Origin of the sequence: Mucilaginibacter lappiensis, assembly GCF_050433765.1 — a bacterium.
GTDB lineage: Bacteria > Bacteroidota > Bacteroidia > Sphingobacteriales > Sphingobacteriaceae > Mucilaginibacter > Mucilaginibacter lappiensis_A.
Window position 1 is genome coordinate 144,966 of record NZ_JBNPWP010000002.1, and the last position, 19,293, is coordinate 164,258.

Below are 19,293 nucleotides of genomic sequence, written 5' to 3' on the forward strand. Positions count from 1 at the left end.
ATGGCTTCTCAAAATAAAAGCAGCTTACTGGTTTCATTATTTTTGGTCACTGCGGGTATTTTACTGTTTCCGTTCATATCATCATGCGGTAAAGGTGCAAATGCCAATTCATCGGGGCTAAATACACAATTGCAGATCGTTAATTTAAGTCCGGATGCAGGGCCATTAAATTTATACCTGAACTTTATTAAGGAGAGTACCGCTACTTATACTTATCCTACCAATTCCGGTTATTTTTTTCTGTCAACACTGCAGCCACCGATACAATTCCGTACAGCCGTAACGTCTCCGGTAAACGTACTTACCATTGATAGCACATTGAAAGCTAATGCTAAATATACCCTGTTCATTACCGGCTACAAGGGTGATAAAGAAGGCTCTATAAAGAACTCTATTTTATCGCTTGATACTGCAACCCTGCCAACATTGGGGCGAGGGAAGATAAGATTTGCCCATACCTCGCCATCATCACCAAACCTTGATCTGTGGGCTAATGATACCCAGGCGTTTAATAATTTACCTTTTGATTCAATATCTACATACATTGAGTTGCCCGTAGGGAATTATAACTTCACTATAAACGCACATAATATTCCCACAGTAGTTCAAACCACCATTCCAAATGTAACCATACAGGATGGCTGGGCTTATACTATTTATACGCAAGGCATTGTGGGCCGTACAGATTCGGTTGCGTTTGGCGCGGCTGTACTGTCAAATAATTTACTTCTTAAGACCACTCAGTAGCAGCTATTCTTTTTATATTCCTATTTTAGCCAAAATTTTAAGAACCGTGGAAGTAATTAAAACCATTATCGACTTTATACTACATATTGATGTTCATTTGAGCCAGATAACGCGAGATTACCAGGGCTGGACATACCTCATCCTGTTTGCCATAATTTTTGCTGAAACCGGTTTTGTTGTTACCCCATTTTTACCCGGCGACTCCTTATTATTTGCAGCCGGGGCTCTGATTGCCACTGGTAAAACCGGATTAGATATCGCCTTAATCGCTATAATATTGGTAGTAGCCGCCTTTGTAGGTAATACAGTTAACTATTTGCTGGGTAACTATTTAGGGCCAAAAGTTTTTAAAGAAAATAACAAGATATTAAAATTAGAGTACTACCTGAATACCAAAGCGTTTTTTGATAAGCATGGCGGTAAGGCTGTTATATTCAGCCGCTTTTTACCGATTATCAGAACCATAGCTCCCTTTGTAGCAGGGGTTGGTCGTATGCCATTTTTACGTTACAGTTTGTACAATATTGTAGGAGGTTTAGCCTGGGTACTTAGCTTTTTGTTCATCGGGTTCTTTTTTGGGAACATCCCGGTTATAAAACAAAACTTTACCCTGGTAGTAATGGCCATTATATTGATATCTGTTGTTCCGCCAATTTACGCGGCTATAAAGAGCAAGACCAGTAAAAAAGCTGAGGTTAAGTAATCACAAATAAACCACTTGTTTTTACCCCCGGAGCATTATTTAGTTACCAGGTAAGTGCATTTTCCGGTTTTGTATAAAGCCTCTTCACGTTGGAGGTTTTTCCTTTGATCGGGATTCATAGGTTGTTTTATCAATTTATTAAGATCGGGTTGCCCGGCATCAACCCAGGCCGAATACCAGAAACTCCCAACTGAAAGTATGGATGCCCGCATTTTCCGTTCAACCATTCCCTTTAGCATTTTTTGATAGGCCCGGCTGTAAGCAACCGAATAATCATTGATCTGCTTTTTGCCATGCAGTACAAGGCTGTATTTTTTATCGGCCGGAAAAGTTTTACTGAGCATGCGCTCAAAACGTAATACTGTATCGACACTTTTAAACGAAACCTTGCAAATTTTAAAAGCCTCGGCCAGCGGATTTTCAATATAGCGGGCCTTACCCACAAAATAATTATAGCGGTTGCCAAACAGTTCGGGTAGGCGGCTTTCCCATAGTGCATGTATACCGGTTTGGCCGGTGAGTTGACCGTTATGGTTTTCAGTAAGGTGCAATGGTACGTGCGCGTCGGCAATATAGTGGCCCAGGTTGGCCGATGTGCTGAGTATGGCCGTGGTATCGTGTGCTTTAAAGGCCCGTACCAGTTTGTAATACTGGTATTGAATGGTCCACGGTACTGTGCCATATTTATCCAGTGTATCGGTCGAATATTTAGCAGCGGCATCCGCCCATTTTTGGGGCATTGCGGCAAATGTTTTTTTACCATAATGGTCGGCATCAAAAAAATGCCTTGGGGCCTCCAACGAATCCACGTAACGGCGTTTATCAGCGCTTACGGCGTGCTGGGTTATAAATTCAATATTGTTCTTATAAAAGCCAGCCATAGCTTTAGGCAATGTAAAAACTGCCAGTCGGTTTATGCGGTAATGCGCAAAGAAACCCCATGATGAGCAAAGCAGGAGCAGGCAAATGCACAATAAACTTAATATGATGTGGCGCTTCATGAGGGCTTTGAGTTTGGAGTGATGGGTTTTGAGTTTTTTATTGCCGGCATGGCTTGCAATCTACTGAAATTACAGAGCATACTTATCCCTTAGTTGTATACTTATCCTGTTGGCTTCGTTAATAATGCTGTCCGGAAAACCAAGCCCTTGTAAAACGGCTATACCGTTCCGGGTTTTAAGCAGACCCTCCTTAATTTTATAATCAAATACCAGGCGGTTATCTCCAATAAGTTCTTCAAAGGAAAAAACCTTATAATCTTCGCCCAGAAGCTCGGCCAGTTCCAGATCGTGGGTTGATACCAGAACAAAGCTTTTATTTTCAATAAAGTAGGAGAGCACCGCCTTGGCTGCAGCAATTCTTTCAATAGTGTTAGTACCCCTAAAAATTTCATCAATAATAACCAGGCTGCTAATGGGTTTACTTGCGGTGGCCTCGGCAATAATGTTTTTTACCGATAATGCCTCGGCCTGGAAATAGCTTTTGTGGCCGTCCATATCATCGCTCATGTTAATGCTGGTAAATATTTTTAGCGGGGGCGCACTATAAGCACTTGCAAAGCTGGTATTAATGGTTTGCGATAGCAGGGCATTTACAGCAATAGCCCTGATGAATGTTGTTTTGCCCGACATGTTTGACCCGGTGATCAGAACGCCTTGCCTGCTATCAATACTGATGGAGTTGGCTACGCAGTTTTCAATAAGCGGATGATACAGATCCTTCACCATAATGCCCTCGCTGCCGGTTAAAAACTTAGGTTTGCAATAATGCACAGCGCCTGCCCTTACCGACTGTATGGAAATAGCCATATCAACCCGGGCTACTGCTTCATAAAGTAATTTAATATGATCAAGGTATTTATTAACGCGGCTTATCGAAAACAAAAATACCAGTGGTTCAATCAGCAAAAACATTTTTAGCCATTCGGTTATCAGGTAAGCTATATCCGTAGGGTCAACAGCTGCTTTATTTTGTAGGTTGATAAAGCTTAGCGATTTTTTTAGCCTGGCTAAATTGATCAGGCTCTTGCTAATCTGCTCATCGCTTTCAAACAGGTGATTATCTGCAAGCCATTTACCCACATTGTTTAAAATTAAAAGCTGTGGTAGCGAGTGAGTATAGCTTAGCATTTTAGTTTTATTGCTGTAATGGATAATTACGTTGGCAATAATCAATATGAAAACAGCTATTAGTGCAAACTGATTAGGAACCATAAACAAGCTCGCTATAAACAATATAGTTAAAGGCGGCGCTACGCGGATGTACAATTTCACCAGCGGACTAAAAAAAGATTCCTGCGTTTTGCTGAATAGCTGGGGCAGGTAATAGGCATCGCTGTTACCTAATTCAGATAGTTTTAGTTCGGTGAGTTCTCTTAGCGTTTGGTTGCTATTGATATGCGCTATCTGTTGTTCAAGAATATTGAAATGGTTTTCAGAGATCTCTGGCGAGTGCAATTTTTTATACAGGTATTGCTGGCCGGGTTTGGAGTTGGTACGGTCTATATAGCCAAATACGCCATCCACATCAAGGTCGGTGGCTGTATTGGCTTTTATATCACTCCCGTTTTCGTAAGCGGTTAAATAGGCACCTATCAGTTTAAAGTTTCGGTAAACATCTTTGGGCTTGCCCCACTGCTCTTTTATTTCGATAAGTTTTTTATTTTTTAAATGGCGGCTTTTTACAAAGCCGGTTATTAATAATAGGATAGCAACAATTAATAAGCCTAATAACCAATAAAACATATTTAAAAGTAGTATTAAAATCAATAAGCCGTGAAACAGGAATTAATTTTTTACTTTCAGGCCTTAAACAAATTGTTATGCAGGCTCCCAAAGCATTGTTATTTGATCTGGACGGTACTTTAATAGATTCTGAATTTTTTCATTTTGAATGCTGGAACGAGATTTTGGAAGAATTTGATACTAAACTAACTTATGAAGACTGGCTTAATAATTATGCTGGAGTGCCGATGCCGGCCAATGCAGGTCGGCTGATTGAAAAATTTGGTATTGATACCCCACTGCCGCAGCTAATTAAAAAAAGAGAAAAGCTAACCCTTGACCGTTTAAAAACCAAAGATGTTAACCTTATGCCTTATGTTGCCGATGTGCTGGAGTATTTCCATCAAAAAAATTTAACGCTTGCCCTGGTAACATCAAGTCCGCGGCAGGATGTGGAAGCGGTTTTTGAAAGAAATGGCTTAGGCAAATATTTTAAGCTAATCATAACCAGAACCGAGGTAGCCAAAAGTAAACCTGATCCTGAAAGCTATAATGTTTGTGTTGAAAAACTGGGCTTAAAAAAAGAGGAGTGTTTAGTTTTTGAGGATACCCTGAACGGTATTAAATCGGCTAAGGCTGCAGGGCTAACCTGTTTTGCTATTCAAAACAATACAGATGAGCATCACAAACTAACCATAGCCGACAAACTGTTCCTGGATTTTAATGAGGTAAAAGATTACCTGGTTCAAAGTGGTTTGATAGTATAACGGTATTGACGGTAACCGCCTCATTTTAAATTTAAAAAACCACTTGCATATTTAAATTTATCAACCTATATTTGCAGTCCTTAAAATAAATAGAAAAAAGAATAACAAAGCTATACAATGGCAAATCATAAATCGTCTTTAAAAAGAATCAGGTCAAACGCTGCGAAGCGTTTACGTAACAGGTACCAGGCTAAAACAACCAGGAACGCTATTAAAAAATTAAGAGGCACAACCACTAAAGCTGATGCAAGTGCACTGTTAGTTAAAGTGATCTCTATGTTAGACCGTTTGGCTAAAAAGAATGTTATTCACAAAAACAAAGCTTCAAACAATAAATCGAAGCTTACAAAATTTGTAAACGGCTTAAGCTAATTTATAGCTTCAAAATATTAAAAGGGGATTGTGCCATGGCATGATCCCTTTTTTTGTTTGCCTGTTTTTGCATACTTTAATGCCGTGGAAAACTACAAAGACAATATCAGTATAAAATCATGGGCCGAAGAAGATCGCCCGCGCGAGAAACTGAGCAGCCAGGGCCGCCGGGCATTAACAGATGCCGAACTGATGGCGATCCTCATTGGCTCGGGTAGCCGCAATGAAACCGCCGTTGAACTGAGCAAACGCATTCTGCATCATTATGAAAATGATCTGAACAAGCTGGGCAAAGCTTCCATAAGTGAACTTTCAAAATTTAAGGGGATAGGAGAGGCCAAGGCTATATCCATCATAGCCGCGCTTGAAATTGGTCGGCGCCGTAACGACACCGAAACTAAGGCCATAGAGTACATTACTGCCAGTCGCGATGCTTACAATATTATGCGCCGCCACCTGATAGATCTGAATCACGAGGAGTTTTGGATCATACTGGTGGGGCGCTCACAAAAGGTATTGGCTAAAGAACTGGTAAGTAAAGGCGGACTATCAGCTACGGTAGCCGATCCTAAGATCATTTTTTATATAGCTCTGCAACAACAGGCCAGCGGCATCATACTGGTACATAACCACCCCTCGGGCAATTTAAAGCCCAGTCATCAGGATATTGATCTTACCAAAAAAATAAGCGCCGCCGGCCGTATGCTGGAGATCAATGTGCTTGACCATCTCATTATTACCGATAATGGATATTATAGCTTTGGGGATGAGGGAATCATTTGAAAAATGAATGATTTTACATTGGCATATTGCATTTCAATATAATAATATTTTATTATATTGAGCTCATCTATTCACTTAGCCCTGTTATGTGTCAGGTTCAATAAAGGCCTTTCAGAAAACTAATGAAATCAACTGTTTGTGTGCTGTTATCAGCATTTTTGATTCTGCTTGGATGTGCTAAAACAAATGACCAGGAAAGCGGACCACAGATTGTTGCCTGGGGCGATAGTTTAACCCTGGGACTTGGCAGTACCGGCGGTGATACCTATCCGGCAATCCTGCAACAGTTATCATCAATAAAAATACTTAATGAAGGGGTACGTGGCGAAACCAGTACGAGGATATGTGATCGTATGGTGCACACCCCTAAACTTTATAAAGATCCGGTTATTATATGGGCCGGAAGGAACAATTTTATTAACCCTGCGCAGGTAAAAAATGATATTGATACCATGGTTAGCAAATTGGGGCATAACTACTATTTAGTACTGGGGGTTTTAAATGCAGATAGGGCAAACGAACGTAAAGGGCGCCCCTATTATAACATTATAAAAAAGCTAAATACCGATTTGGCGGTTACGTACGGGGATCACTTTATAGATGTACGAACTTACCTGATATCGGAGTACAACCCTAATGACAGTGTGGATCTGAGGAATTTTAATGATGATATACCCCCTCATAGCTTACGGTTTGACGATCTTCACTTAAACAGCCTTGGCTATAGCCGGATGGCCCGGAAAATATATGAAAAGATTGAGGTGCTTAAAGCAGGCTTGTAAACAATCAATACCTTTTTCCTTTCAGCTTTAACCTTTCAGCCTAAATCGTATCTTTGCCGATTATTATTTCTGAATAATGAAGATATCGTATAACTGGCTTAAAGAATTTATTGATACAGATAAAACTCCCCAGGAAATTTCAATTATCCTAACCGGTACCGGTTTGGAGGTAGAGAGCCTGGAAAAAGTACAATCCATCCCCGGCGGATTAGAAGGCCTGGTAATAGGTTTTGTAAAAGAGTGCGTTCAACACCCCAATGCCGATAGGCTGCGTATCACCAAAGTTGATGTAGGTGGCCCTGAAGACCTTCAAATTGTTTGCGGCGCTGCTAATGTGGCTGCCGGGCAAAAGGTGGTTGTAGCCACTGTAGGCACTACTGTGTACCCAACAGCCGGCGAACCATTCAAGATCAGCAAATCAAAAATACGTGGTGAAGTATCTGAAGGGATGATTTGCGCCGAGGATGAGATAGGCCTGGGAACTGATCATGCCGGTATCATGGAGCTTGAAGCTGATGCCGTAGTAGGCTCATTGGCTAAAGATTACTTTAAGCTGAATGACGATTACATGTACGAAATTGGTTTAACCCCCAACCGCGCCGATGCTGCATCGCATTTAGGTACTGCCCGTGATGTTGCCGCATTTTTAAAGATAGCGATCACCAAACCAGATGTAAGCGCGTTTAAGGTTGACAATAACAACCGGCCTATTGAGGTTGTGGTGGAGAATGAGCAGGCAGCACTGCGTTTTTCGGGCGTAACCATCAGCGGAGTTGAGGTTAAGGAATCACCGCAATGGCTAAAGGAAAGATTGGCCGTGATCGGTATCCGCTCAATCAATAACATTGTGGATGTTACCAACTACGTGCTGCATGAACTGGGACAGCCACTGCATGCTTTTGATGCCGACGAAATAAAAGGTAATAAAATACTGGCTAAAAATTATCCAGAGGGAACAATTTTTAAAACTCTTGACGATGTAGAGCGCAAGCTATCTGAACACGACCTGATGATAGGTAATGCCGAGGAGCCTATGAGCATTGCCGGTGTTTTTGGCGGTATTCATTCAGGGATTAAAGCATCAACCAATACCATTTTTATTGAAAGCGCCTATTTTAACCCGGTGTCTATCCGTAAAACGGCTAAAAGGCATGGTTTAAAAACCGATGCATCGTTCAGGTTTGAGCGCGGCACAGATCCGGATATGACCGTATTTGCTTTAAAACGTGCCGCTTTGCTGATGCAGCAGGTTGCCGGTGGCGACGTATCGTCAGAAATAGTTGACCTTTATCCTGCACCAGTTGCTCCGTTTGCTTTTGATGTAACTTATAAAAACATCGACAGGCTGATAGGCAAGGTTATCCCTCATGCAGAAATTAAAGGTATCATTGAGGCTTTGGATATTAAAGTAGTTAACGAGACCGAAGATGGCCTTTCATTGCAGGTGCCACCTTATCGTGTTGATGTAACCCGCGAGGTAGATATTGTTGAGGAGATATTGCGTATTTACGGCTACAACAATATTGAGATACCTACCCAGATCAGGGCATCATTAAACAATTCGCAAAGGCCTGAGAAGGATACGGTGCAGAACCAGTTATCAGACCTGCTTACCGCCAATGGTTTTAATGAGATCCTATCCAATTCGTTAACAAAATCAGCTTATTCAGATAACCTGGAAACAGCGGTGAAGATACTGAACCCGCTCAGCAGCGATCTGGATGTAATGCGCCAAACCATGCTCTATTCAGGACTGGAGGCTATTGCCTATAACCAGAACCGCCGCGCAGCCGATCTGAAATTTTATGAGTTTGGTAAAGTTTACAGTGTAAAGGATGATAAATACAGCGAGGTACAGCGCTTTTCTATATTCATTACCGGTGCCAACGCGCCCGAGCAATGGAACCAAAAGCCCAAGCCCGTATCGTTTTATAACCTGAAAGCTATTGTTGATGGTATTTTGCAGCGATTGAATATAACCGACTATGTAGTGGATGATGCTACCTGCAAAAAAATGGCTTTCGGACTGCAATACATGCTGCATGGTAAACAACTGGTTAAGTTTGGCTCTGTAGCTGCCATTGCTTTGAAAAAAGCGGATATGGATAAAGAGGTATTTTATGCCGATTTTAATTTTGACCTGGTATTATCGGCAGTGCGCAAAAATAAGATCGTTTATGAGGAGGTATCCAAGTTTCCGGCAGTAAGGCGCGATCTTTCCATGCTGATAGATAAAAGCGTTTCATTTGGTCAGTTAAAACAGATTGCTCAAAAAACGGAGCGTAAGCTATTGAAAGAGGTTAGTGTATTTGATGTTTATGAAGGCGACAAACTGCCGGCCGGAAAAAAATCATACGCGCTGAGTTTTGTCATACAGGATATTGAAAAAACCCTTACCGATAAGACCATTGATGCCATTATGCAAAAATTAATTTATAACTTAGGTAAAGAGGCCGGAGCCGAAATCAGGAAATAATTTTTGATTTTGGAGTTCGGAGTTTCGATTTGGGATTTATTTTTAATTTAGAGTTTAGATTTAGAAATTAGAGTTTAGAAAAACATGCCTTCTGTAGCAGAACAATTAAATAAAATTGTAGACAAGACCGAGCGATTAATTGAGCTCTGTGCTGCTTTACAGGAGGAGAATGACCTGTTAAAACTGGAAAGCGAAGCCTTAACTGTTGCCCTTGACGCAAGTAAAGGGAAGACAAAAGAGCTGGAAGAAAAGCTTCGTGTATTGAAGCTTGCAAAATCATTTTCAGAAACAAATGAGAAAAGTCTTGACATAAAGCAAAAAATTAACGACTTTGTGCAAGAAATAGATAAGTGTATTGTATTATTGAAAAAATAGTACAAAAAGTGAAAAGCTCAATGGGAGAAATCTCAATAAAAATAAATATTGCTGACAGGGTTTATCCGTTAAAGGTAAACATGGAGGAGGAAGAAATAATACGCAGGGCGGCTAAGCTGATTAATGACCGGATAAAGGAATATCAGGAAAATTACGCGGTAAGGGATAAACAGGATCTGCTTTCGATGTGTGTGTTGCATTATGCTACATCATCATTAAAAGCCGAGAAGAAAGTTACCGTTGAAGATACCGATATTGCGGAAAAGGTTTATCAGTTGGATCATTTGCTGTCCGAATTTTTCTCAAAGTAATAAACGTTCTTACATATATACAGAGCACATTTAAGATTTAGCCGCAGTTAAATTTTAGGTTTCACTATTAAAAACTTAACGCTTCAATATTAAGCGGATCAAAGAGGCATGCGTTACTCTTGTATTAACGTAACCATGGTCCCAATATCCGAAAAGAAGTTTTTAAATACATGATACTTAAGAATTAGTTGCGGTTTTTTTATTTATATAACCTTACACCCTAAAAGAAGATGGACGTACTATTATACATTATTATCGGGCTGCTGGTCGGTGCCATTATTGGCATTATCATTGGCCGCTTCCTGTTACGGAAGCTTTTTAAAGACCAGGAAACATCGGCACAAAACAAAGTGAAAAAGATATTAAAGGATGCTGAAAACAACGCCGAGATCCTGAAGAAGAATAAATTACTGGAAGCCAAAGAGAAGTTTTTACAAATGAAAGCCGAACATGAGCAGGAAGTAAACACAAAAAATAACAACATTAACCAGCGCGAAAACGGTGTAAAGCAAAAAGAGCAATCATTAAACCAGCGCCTGGAAAACATGAACCGGAAGGAAAGCGAGTTGGATAACACGCGTAAAAACCTGGAGAAACAAACGGAGATTGTTGTTAAAAAACAAGAAGAAGTAGAGGTGCTGAAAAACTCGCATGTTCAGCAACTGGAAACCATTGCAGGCTTGTCGGCCGATGATGCAAGGAACCAACTGGTTGATACTTTGCGCGAGGAAGCACGTACCAAAGCCATGATCCAGATAAAGGACATCGTTGACGAGGCCAAACTTACGGCTACCAAAGAAGCCAAAAAGATAGTTATACAAACCATACAACGTACCGCTACAGAGAGTGCTATTGAAAATACGGTTTCTATTTTCAACATCGAGAATGATGAGATCAAGGGCCGTATCATAGGCCGCGAGGGTAGGAACATCCGTGCGCTGGAAGCTGCAACTGGTATTGAAATTATTGTTGATGATACGCCTGAGGCTATTATCCTATCAGGCTTTGACCCGGTTAGGCGCGAAATTGCGAGGCTTGCCATGCACCGCCTGGTAACCGATGGCCGTATACACCCTGCCCGTATTGAGGAGGTTGTGGCCAAAACCAAAAAGCAAATTGAAGAAGAAATTGTTGAAATAGGCGAGCGTACTGTAATTGATCTGGGTATACATGGTTTACACCCCGAGCTGATCCGTATGGTTGGCCGCATGCGTTACCGTTCATCATACGGGCAAAACCTGTTGCAGCACTCTCGCGAGGTTGCTAACTTTTGCGCTACCATGGCTGCCGAGCTTGGCTTAAATGTTAAAATGGCTAAACGTGCAGGGTTGTTACATGATATTGGTAAAGTACCTGATGATAACCCTGAACTGCCACACGCTATTTTGGGTATGCAATTAGCCGAAAAATATAAGGAACATCCCGAGGTTTGTAACGCCATAGGCGCTCACCATGATGAAATTGAGATGACCTCCATGTTGTCGCCCATCATTCAGGCCTGTGATGCTATTTCAGGAGCCCGTCCGGGAGCCCGCCGCGAGGTAGTTGAAAGCTACATTAAACGTTTGAAAGAACTGGAAGAGCTTGCACTTTCTTATCCGGGTGTCGAAAAAACCTTCGCCATACAGGCCGGCCGCGAGCTGCGTGTAGTGGTTGAAAGCGAAAAAATAACTGATGCGCAATCAGAAGTTTTGGCAGCGGATATCTCCAACAGGATACAAACCGAAATGACCTATCCGGGTCAGATCAAGGTTACCGTAATCAGGGAAACCAGGTCGGTGGCTTTTGCTAAGTAAGCACACATAACGAATAAATAACAAACCCTTTCTGCCTAAAAAACAGAAAGGGTTTTTATATTTACATTAAAATGGCTTCAAACAAATTACACGATACTTCAAAAGGTGGCATACCATCAAAAGCAGATGGTGTTCGTGCGGTTGATGTTTATTTTGCTAAATATGCCGAAAGCCATCAAAATAAAACCAATGAAGCGATCCATTTTATTTGCATCCCGCTTATTGTGTTTAGTTTGGTAGGATTAATATGGGCAATTCCGTTTCCATATCTTAAATTTTTAGGTACCTATAATGGTGTTTTTAACTGGGCATCCTTTTTAATTGCTTTTAGCATTTACTATTATCTTAAACTTTCGCCGGTACTCTCATACCTGATGTTGTTGGTGCTTTTTGGCTTCAGCTATGCTATTATACAACTGGAGCAATGGCATAAAGCAGGTGGCCCGGCATTATGGCTGGTTTGCCTGGTTATATTTTTTATATCATGGATAGGGCAATTTATCGGGCATAAAATTGAAGGTAAAAAGCCTTCGTTTTTAGATGATATTAAATTTTTGCTGATTGGTCCCATATACCTGCTTCATCTCATACTTAAAAAGTTATCTGTTAAGTATTGATCATTGATTTTTATTTAATGTTAACAGCCGGGATTAAATATAATCTTTTGTTAACACGCTGTTAATATTGTAGCCGAACCTTTGTGCTTTAAACAAACACAAATGAAAAAGCTTTACTTTATCCTTTTATCAGTGCTGATTATTGGGGTTGCTAATGTTGCCAGGGCGCAAATTACAACCTCATTAATAAGCGGAAAAGTTACCGACCAGAAAGGCGTTACGCTGCCTGGTGTAACCATTACCGTACTTAATACAAGTACTGGAACACGTTACGGGGCACAATCCAATGCCGATGGTCGTTATACTATCGCCAACGTTAACCCGGGTGGTCCTTATACCGTTTCTGCTTCTTTTGTTGGATTTAAAAAAGACGAAAGAACAAATATTACTTTAAGTCTGGGCAGTACCACTTTTAATTTTGCACTGGCCGACGAAACAACAACTTTAAAAGAGGTAAAAGTAACCGCTAACGCTGGCGGAACAAAAACCGGTGCAAGTACCCGTATTAACCAAAACCAGATCCGTACCGCGCCTTCTATTAACCGTAGCTTACAGGATTTGACCAGAAATACGCCTCAAAGTAATAACAACTCTTTTCAGGGAACCAACTATCGTTATAATAACGTAACCCTTGATGGTGCTATCAATAACGATGCGATTGGTTTTAGCCCCTCATTGGGCGGCCAGAACAATGCATCTGGTCAGGTAGGTAGCAGTACCCGTACAAGCCCGGTATCATTAGATGCTATTCAGGATATACAGGTACTGGTTGCACCTTATGATATTAAAATTGGTAACGTATTGGGTGGTAGTATCAATGCGGTAACCCGTAGCGGTACCAATGATTTTACCGGTTCGGTATACGGTTTTGGCCGTGGCTCATTTATGGTAGGACCCAATAACGCTCCTGCTGCATCAGGTGGTGATGGTTCAAAACTTTCAGATTTTCATGACTACCAAACAGGTATCCGTTTAGGTTTCCCGATCATCAAAAACAAATTATTCTTCTTCACCAACGAAGAGATTGCCCGCAGGCAAGATCCTGTTATCGCTGCAGCCGGTACTAATGGTTCATCAAAAATATTAAGCTTACAGGATGCTCAGGCCCTGGCAACAGCATTTAAAAACGATTATGGTCAGGATCCGGGTACTTTTGGTAATACAACCATTTTCTCAAATTCAAACAAGTTCTTTAACCGTTTGGACTGGAACATCGATGATCACAATCAGTTAACCGTCCGTAACAATACCATTATTTCAAAAGCGACCAATTTGGAGCGCGATCAGCAAAACTTTCGCTTTAGCGGTATCGATTATACCTCACACAATAACTCAACCTCAACTGTTGCCGAGTTAAAATCGAGATTCTCCAATAACGTGAGCAATAGCTTGGTATTAGGTTACTCAAACGTACATGATTACCGTGACCCTAACTCAGATCCGTCATTGCCGCAGATCGAAATTACCGGTCGTACTCCAGGCACCACCATATTTATGGGTACCGACCGGGAGGCCGCTATATTTGATATGCACCAGAAAACCGCTGAGTTTACCGATAACCTAACCTGGACAACAGGTAAACATACCTTTACTTTTGGTACCCACAATGAGTTTTACAATATCACTTATAACTTCGTAAACTCATGGAATGGCCGTACCGCTTATAGCAGCATAGACAACTTCATTGCTGCTCAACCACAACCAAGCCGTGTACGTTATAACGGTAATTACACTAATAACAGCCGTGATTATATTTTTGCCAATCCATCAGCTCAGTTTAAAGTTAACCTGCTGAGCTTATATGGTCAGGACGAAATTCAGTTAACTGATAACTTCAAATTAACTGTAGCCTTACGTGCCGATTATGCAGGTGTACCAAACAAACAACCATTGAGCGATAAAACAACAAACGCTGCGGTTGATCCTAACTACGGTAATACTTACACTTATACCAAGCCAAAAGACATCAAACAAAATTACCTGGGTAACATAGAGTGGAATCCGCGCTTAGCATTTAATTATGATGTGAACGGCGATCAAAGCGTTATTGTACGTGGTGGTAGCGGATTCTTTACCGGTCGTGTTCCATTTGCATGGTTTGGCTACGCATTTTATAACAATGGTAATACTTATGGTGCTTATGATAATAAAGCGCCTGCTGCAGGCGTACCTAAAGTGCCAAATTTCGCTCAAGGTGATGCAACCCAGGTAGATATGATCGACAATAACTTTAAAATGCCACAGGTTTGGAGAAGCAGCCTGGCTGTTGACTATACTACTGATGATCAGTGGAAGTTTACCGGTGAAGGTATTTATACCAAAGTTATTCATGATTTAAAATTTCAACAGGTAAATACACTCGATCAGGTAACCTATTACGTTTACGATACACAAAAACAACAGCCTATATTTAACAACACCGCCACCGCCCTCAATGGTGGTAAGATCAGCAAATCATTTACGAATGCTTACTTGCTATCAAACACCAGCGAAGGTTACCGTTATAGCTTAACGGCACAGGTAGCTAAAAATACGCAGTTTAGCCCAGTGAGTGCCTTGAATGTGTCTGTTGCTTATACCTATGGCCACTCTAGAGACGTTACCAACGGTATCCGTAACTCCATGGAATCAAACTGGCAGTTGAACCAGGCTTTAAACCCTAACAACCCGGGTTTGGCTAACTCTAACTTTGATATCCGCAGCCGCATCGTGTCAAACATTAATTTCAAGCATGATTGGGATGCAAATCAAAACTATACTGCTAATTTCAGTTTCTTCTTTAGTGCTCAAACCGGTAACCCATTCACTTATGGTTTCTATCCAAGCGCTATTGACGGAACCGGCCAGCAAGTTAGTTTAGCTTACATCCCTAAAGCTGGTGAAACGGTTAATTTCTTTTCTGATATTGCCGGTGGACAAACGGCTGTTCAGCAAGCTGCCGCTTTTGATGCATTCATTAATAAAAATAAATACTTGTCATCTCGCCGCGGTAACTTTACTGAGCGTAATGCAGCGTTTACTCCTTGGAATAATGACCTTGATTTCCGTTTTACTCAGGACTTTAAATTTGGTAATGGTAAACACAAACAGATGATCACATTTACTTATGACATCATTAACCTTACCAACCTGTTGAATAAAAAATGGGGACAATACTATTTCTCAGCTAATACATTTAATTCAACATCAAGCGTTGGTTTAACACCGGTAAAAGCCGGAACACCATCATTTGAAAATGCTGCAACAACTTATCCAAAATATACTTTCCAGGATCCTGGAGTACCATATTCTGTTGATTTGTTTGCTTCACGCTGGCAAATGCAGTTTGGTATACGTTACAGCTGGTAATACAACCAAACAGTTAATAAAACAAAAGCCCTGCCAGTTAAATCTGGCAGGGCTTTTGTTTTAAATCAGTCAGCGTGTTTATACCGATGGTTTAGCCCCGCCGTACTTATTTTTAAAATACAAGTATAAAGGAACACCACTTAAAATGAGCAGCAGGCCAATGATGGATGCCTCCGTTTGTGTGATAATGGTATTTATGACCAGTGCGATGCAAAAAAGTATGATGATAAATGGAATTACCGGGTAACCAATAACCTTTGATATGATGACTCTTTTTCTTTTCATTTTTACCAGCCCCCAGGTTGCCAGTGCGAAAAAAGCGTATGAAGCAAAAATTACCAAATTTGTTATCTGATCAAAAGTGCCACTGCACACCAATATTACGCTCCATATAGCCGAATAAAGGAGTGCTATATGCGGCGTACTGAAAGCCGGATGTACGTTTGCTGCCTTTTTAAAGAAAACATTTTCCTGCGCCATACGGAAGTAAACACGCGGGTAAGAAATGATGCAACCATTGAGGGCTCCAAAGGTACACACCATAATAAGCACAGCAATAATTACAGATCCTGTTTTACCCATTAAAATTCCGGCAACCTCTGCCGCGGCAATTTTGTTGCTGCCTAACAAAGCCAGTTGTGATACAGACAACACTTTCATGTACGCGTAGTTAAGCAGCACATACAGTGTCATAGCTATGCCCACACCGCCAATAATGGCCAAGGGGATGTTACGTTTGGGGTTTTTGATCTCTCCGGTAACAAAGGTTATGTTGGCCCAGCCATCGTAGGCCCATAAAGCGCTAAGCATGGCGCCAAATAAACCACTGAACAAGGCCGCTCCCTGGGGATGAATCACAGCTGTTTTTACGGTTGTAGTTACCACCGGGTGGCCGGTGTATAGTAATCCTGAAACGATGAGCAGCAAAATGCCTAGGATTTTTGCTGATGTTACAATGTTATTTAATATCCCAGCCTTATTTACCCCTCTGTAGTTTACCCAGGTTAACAATGCTATGGTAAGTACAGCAAGTGTTTTGATCCCTGAATCGGCAAATGGAAAAATAGCATGCCCAATACTGATATCTTTAAATGCATACAATGGATCGGGCAGCGGGATAAGCGTATTGACAGATTGTGCAAATACGAACGACAATGCGGCTATAGCCCCACTGCCTACTATGGTAAAAATAGTCCACCCAAACAGGAATGCGATAAAATTTCCATAAATAAGCCGGAGGTACTCATATACGCCACCCGTTTGAGTGGTCATGGTGGCCAGGCCTGCATAGGTAAAGGCGCCAAACATTGTAATGATGCCCGCTATGATCCAGGCCATTAAAATATACGATTCGCTATTGAGCGTCTGCGACATCGGAACAATTTTTTTAAACACACCTGAACCGATCATGATACCCGCTACCAGTAAAATCCCTGTGGGCAGGCCAAGTACCTGTTTTAAATGAGCTTTTGAAGTTTCGGTAGTGGTGTTTTTGTCTTCCATGATCTTTTCGGGTTCAAGATTGTTTACCGCAATATAACTTATTTTACAGAGGATTGTCGGTATGGTATTACCCATAAACAAAACGCCCTGCCGGTTTAACCGGCAGGGCGTTTTGTTGTAAAGACACATCACATGTGTCTTATTGATTATATAGGGGAGACACATGTGATGTGTCTCTACGTTTAGATCGGCCTATAAATTTTTGCCTAATTTCTCCAATATATCCTGTGGTACCTTCTCCAGATCAAGCACCAGGAAGCCATCAAGGCAATCGGCAAATTTAGGGTCGATATTAAAGCTGATGATCTTGGCATTAAGGGCGATGTACTGACGCAGCAGCACAGGGACCTTCATATTGCGGGTTTCTACTTCCGATATCAGGTTATCCAATCCTTTAAATGAATCCTCACCAGCCATGAGCAGGTCAGTATCTATCTTGGCAAAATCAACCTTGAATTTTTTACGTGGCTTAACGTATTGCGCCATTTCATGATCAAAGTGGTTACGGTTTATGTAATCAACAATAAGCGATTTGGAGAATTTAGAGAACGAATTGCTGATACTCACCGGCCCTATCAAATACCGGTATCGTGGGTTATCAATCAGGAATTTTAAAATACCCTTCCACAGTAAAAATAGGGGCAATGGTTTAGTCTGATATTCTTTGCGGATCCATGAGCGGCCAAGTTCAAGGCTTTTGCGCAATACTGGGGTAAACTGGGTTTTAAGTTTAAATAGTTCGGTAATATAAAACCCCTTTTTGCCAACACTGTAAAATATTTCATCGCCCAAACCAATGCGGTAGGCACCTACTATCATTTTAGCTTCAAAGTCCCAGATGAACAGGTGATTATAGTAAATATCGTATTCATCAATATCAATACTCTTATTAGTTCCCTCACCAACTTCCCTGAAAGTTACTTCGCGCAGGCGGCCAATTTCACGTATAACATTTGGAATGGTTGAGGTAGGCACTATAAAAACTTCATAGTTCTTCTCTGTCCAAACCTTATAATTTTCCCGTAACGGGGCAATCTCTTTTTCCAGTATAGCACTATCTATCTCTGGCGCTACAGCCTCGGGCAGGCGTTTTATTTTAAACAGGTTGCGTGGGTTAAATATTTTCTTTTCCTCTTCAAGGCCTGTTCCTAAAGCATAGGTACGGGCACGTAAAAAATTAAGCAGTTTAGCACTGTTATTATGATCAGGAACATCCTCTACATTAATGGGTTTGCCAATGCGCAGCTTAATTGTATGCCCATGCTTATTAAATAATTCCGAAGGTAATTTGGCTGTGCGCAGGGCCGGATGTATAAGGCTCAGTAAATTAAAAAGCAGGCCGTTATTGCCATGGAAATAAATAGGGACAACAGGCACTTTTGCCTTCGCTATTATTTTGCCTACCACAGGGTGCCAAAGGCGGTCAGTTACCTGTTGCTGCTCAACCTTAAAGGTTGATACTTCACCCGCCGGGAAAATACCAATAGGTGTGCCATTATTTAAAAGCTCCAGTGTGTTTTTTAAACCGCTGATGCTTGAGGAATGTTCAACATTTTCAAACGGATTTACGGCTATAAAATAGTCGCTCAGATTGGGGATTTTTTTAAGCAGGAAGTTGGCCATCAGTTTGGCATCGGGCCTTACCATGCATAATATTTTTAAAAGCACCATGCCTTCAATACCACCATAAGGGTGATTGGCAATGGCAACAAAGCTGCCCGTTTTGGGTATGTTCCTTAACTCACGTTCGTCAAATTCAATATCAATACCACAGCCTTCTAAAATAGCGTCAACAAACTCGGGCCCCTGTTTTGGCTGTGCCTGGGCAAAAAGATCATTAACCTGGTTAATTTTCATCAATTCCATCAATAAAGCGGCCAGGCCCGGCATTTTCAACTTATCCAGTTTGGTGGCTTTGGCAAACTCTTCGGTGGTTATTACTTTCATTTTTTATAAAAGGGGGTTTAACTTATAAATATCCTGAAATTTT

General features: G+C 41.2%; 16 protein-coding genes. 12 read left to right on the top strand and 4 right to left on the bottom strand.

The window, feature by feature from the left end; genetic code table 11:
* Nucleotides 1–747, top strand: a complete 747-nt coding sequence (locus M2273_RS06070; RefSeq protein WP_429394288.1) for a DUF4397 domain-containing protein — start codon at nucleotides 1–3, stop codon at nucleotides 745–747.
* Nucleotides 748–793: 46 nt separating this feature from the next.
* Nucleotides 794–1,450, top strand: a complete 657-nt coding sequence (locus tag M2273_RS06075) for a DedA family protein (protein ID WP_429394291.1) — start codon at nucleotides 794–796, stop codon at nucleotides 1,448–1,450.
* 35 nt (nucleotides 1,451–1,485) lie between these two features.
* Here the strand turns inward: M2273_RS06075 and M2273_RS06080 are convergent, their stop codons facing one another.
* Together M2273_RS06080 and M2273_RS06085 are read right to left on the bottom strand one after the other, a co-directional pair.
* Nucleotides 1,486–2,451, bottom strand: a complete 966-nt coding sequence (locus M2273_RS06080; RefSeq protein ID WP_429394294.1) for a zinc dependent phospholipase C family protein — start codon at nucleotides 2,449–2,451, stop codon at nucleotides 1,486–1,488.
* 69 nt (nucleotides 2,452–2,520) lie between these two features.
* Complete coding sequence (locus M2273_RS06085; protein WP_429394297.1) at nucleotides 2,521–4,194, bottom strand: MutS-related protein; 1,674 nt, start codon at nucleotides 4,192–4,194, stop codon at nucleotides 2,521–2,523.
* 77 nt (nucleotides 4,195–4,271) lie between these two features.
* On the opposite strand from M2273_RS06085, the gene M2273_RS06090 reads away from it, so the two are divergent.
* From M2273_RS06090 to M2273_RS06135, 10 genes are all read left to right on the top strand, one after another.
* Nucleotides 4,272–4,940, top strand: coding sequence for an HAD family hydrolase (locus M2273_RS06090; RefSeq protein WP_429394299.1), 669 nt, complete (start codon nucleotides 4,272–4,274; stop codon nucleotides 4,938–4,940).
* A gap of 117 nt (nucleotides 4,941–5,057) precedes the next feature.
* The gene (rpsT, locus tag M2273_RS06095) at nucleotides 5,058–5,312 is read left to right on the top strand and encodes a 30S ribosomal protein S20 (RefSeq protein WP_299586060.1); all 255 of its coding nucleotides are present in this window, start codon (nucleotides 5,058–5,060) and stop codon (nucleotides 5,310–5,312) included.
* 84 nt (nucleotides 5,313–5,396) lie between these two features.
* Entirely contained in the window at nucleotides 5,397–6,095 is a 699-nt protein-coding gene (gene radC, locus M2273_RS06100) for a RadC family protein (protein WP_429394301.1), read from the top strand.
* 122 nt (nucleotides 6,096–6,217) lie between these two features.
* Nucleotides 6,218–6,877 carry an SGNH/GDSL hydrolase family protein gene (locus M2273_RS06105; protein ID WP_429394303.1) on the top strand — a complete coding sequence of 220 codons (660 nt, stop codon included), beginning with the start codon at nucleotides 6,218–6,220 and terminating at the stop codon, nucleotides 6,875–6,877.
* A 76-nt stretch (nucleotides 6,878–6,953) separates the two neighbouring features.
* Nucleotides 6,954–9,353, top strand: a complete 2,400-nt coding sequence (gene pheT, locus M2273_RS06110; RefSeq protein ID WP_429394304.1) for a phenylalanine--tRNA ligase subunit beta — start codon at nucleotides 6,954–6,956, stop codon at nucleotides 9,351–9,353.
* Nucleotides 9,354–9,437: 84 nt separating this feature from the next.
* Complete coding sequence (locus tag M2273_RS06115; protein WP_429394306.1) at nucleotides 9,438–9,728, top strand: hypothetical protein; 291 nt, start codon at nucleotides 9,438–9,440, stop codon at nucleotides 9,726–9,728.
* Nucleotides 9,729–9,748: 20 nt separating this feature from the next.
* Nucleotides 9,749–10,039 carry a cell division protein ZapA gene (locus M2273_RS06120; RefSeq protein WP_310091242.1) on the top strand — a complete coding sequence of 97 codons (291 nt, stop codon included), beginning with the start codon at nucleotides 9,749–9,751 and terminating at the stop codon, nucleotides 10,037–10,039.
* Nucleotides 10,040–10,269: 230 nt separating this feature from the next.
* Complete coding sequence (rny, locus tag M2273_RS06125; RefSeq protein WP_429394308.1) at nucleotides 10,270–11,835, top strand: ribonuclease Y; 1,566 nt, start codon at nucleotides 10,270–10,272, stop codon at nucleotides 11,833–11,835.
* A 71-nt stretch (nucleotides 11,836–11,906) separates the two neighbouring features.
* Nucleotides 11,907–12,452: a DUF962 domain-containing protein gene (locus tag M2273_RS06130; RefSeq protein WP_429394310.1), complete on the top strand. Its 546-nt coding sequence runs from the start codon at nucleotides 11,907–11,909 to the stop codon at nucleotides 12,450–12,452.
* Nucleotides 12,453–12,554: 102 nt separating this feature from the next.
* The gene (locus M2273_RS06135; RefSeq protein ID WP_429394312.1) at nucleotides 12,555–15,800 is read left to right on the top strand and encodes a carboxypeptidase regulatory-like domain-containing protein; all 3,246 of its coding nucleotides are present in this window, start codon (nucleotides 12,555–12,557) and stop codon (nucleotides 15,798–15,800) included.
* 78 nt (nucleotides 15,801–15,878) lie between these two features.
* On the opposite strand, the gene M2273_RS06140 is transcribed toward M2273_RS06135, so the two are convergent.
* Together M2273_RS06140 and M2273_RS06145 are read right to left on the bottom strand one after the other, a co-directional pair.
* Nucleotides 15,879–17,303, bottom strand: a complete 1,425-nt coding sequence (locus M2273_RS06140) for an APC family permease (protein WP_429394314.1) — start codon at nucleotides 17,301–17,303, stop codon at nucleotides 15,879–15,881.
* Nucleotides 17,304–17,495: 192 nt separating this feature from the next.
* Nucleotides 17,496–19,250, bottom strand: a complete 1,755-nt coding sequence (locus M2273_RS06145) for a lysophospholipid acyltransferase family protein (protein ID WP_429394316.1) — start codon at nucleotides 19,248–19,250, stop codon at nucleotides 17,496–17,498.
* Nucleotides 19,251–19,293: the final 43 nt, after the last annotated feature.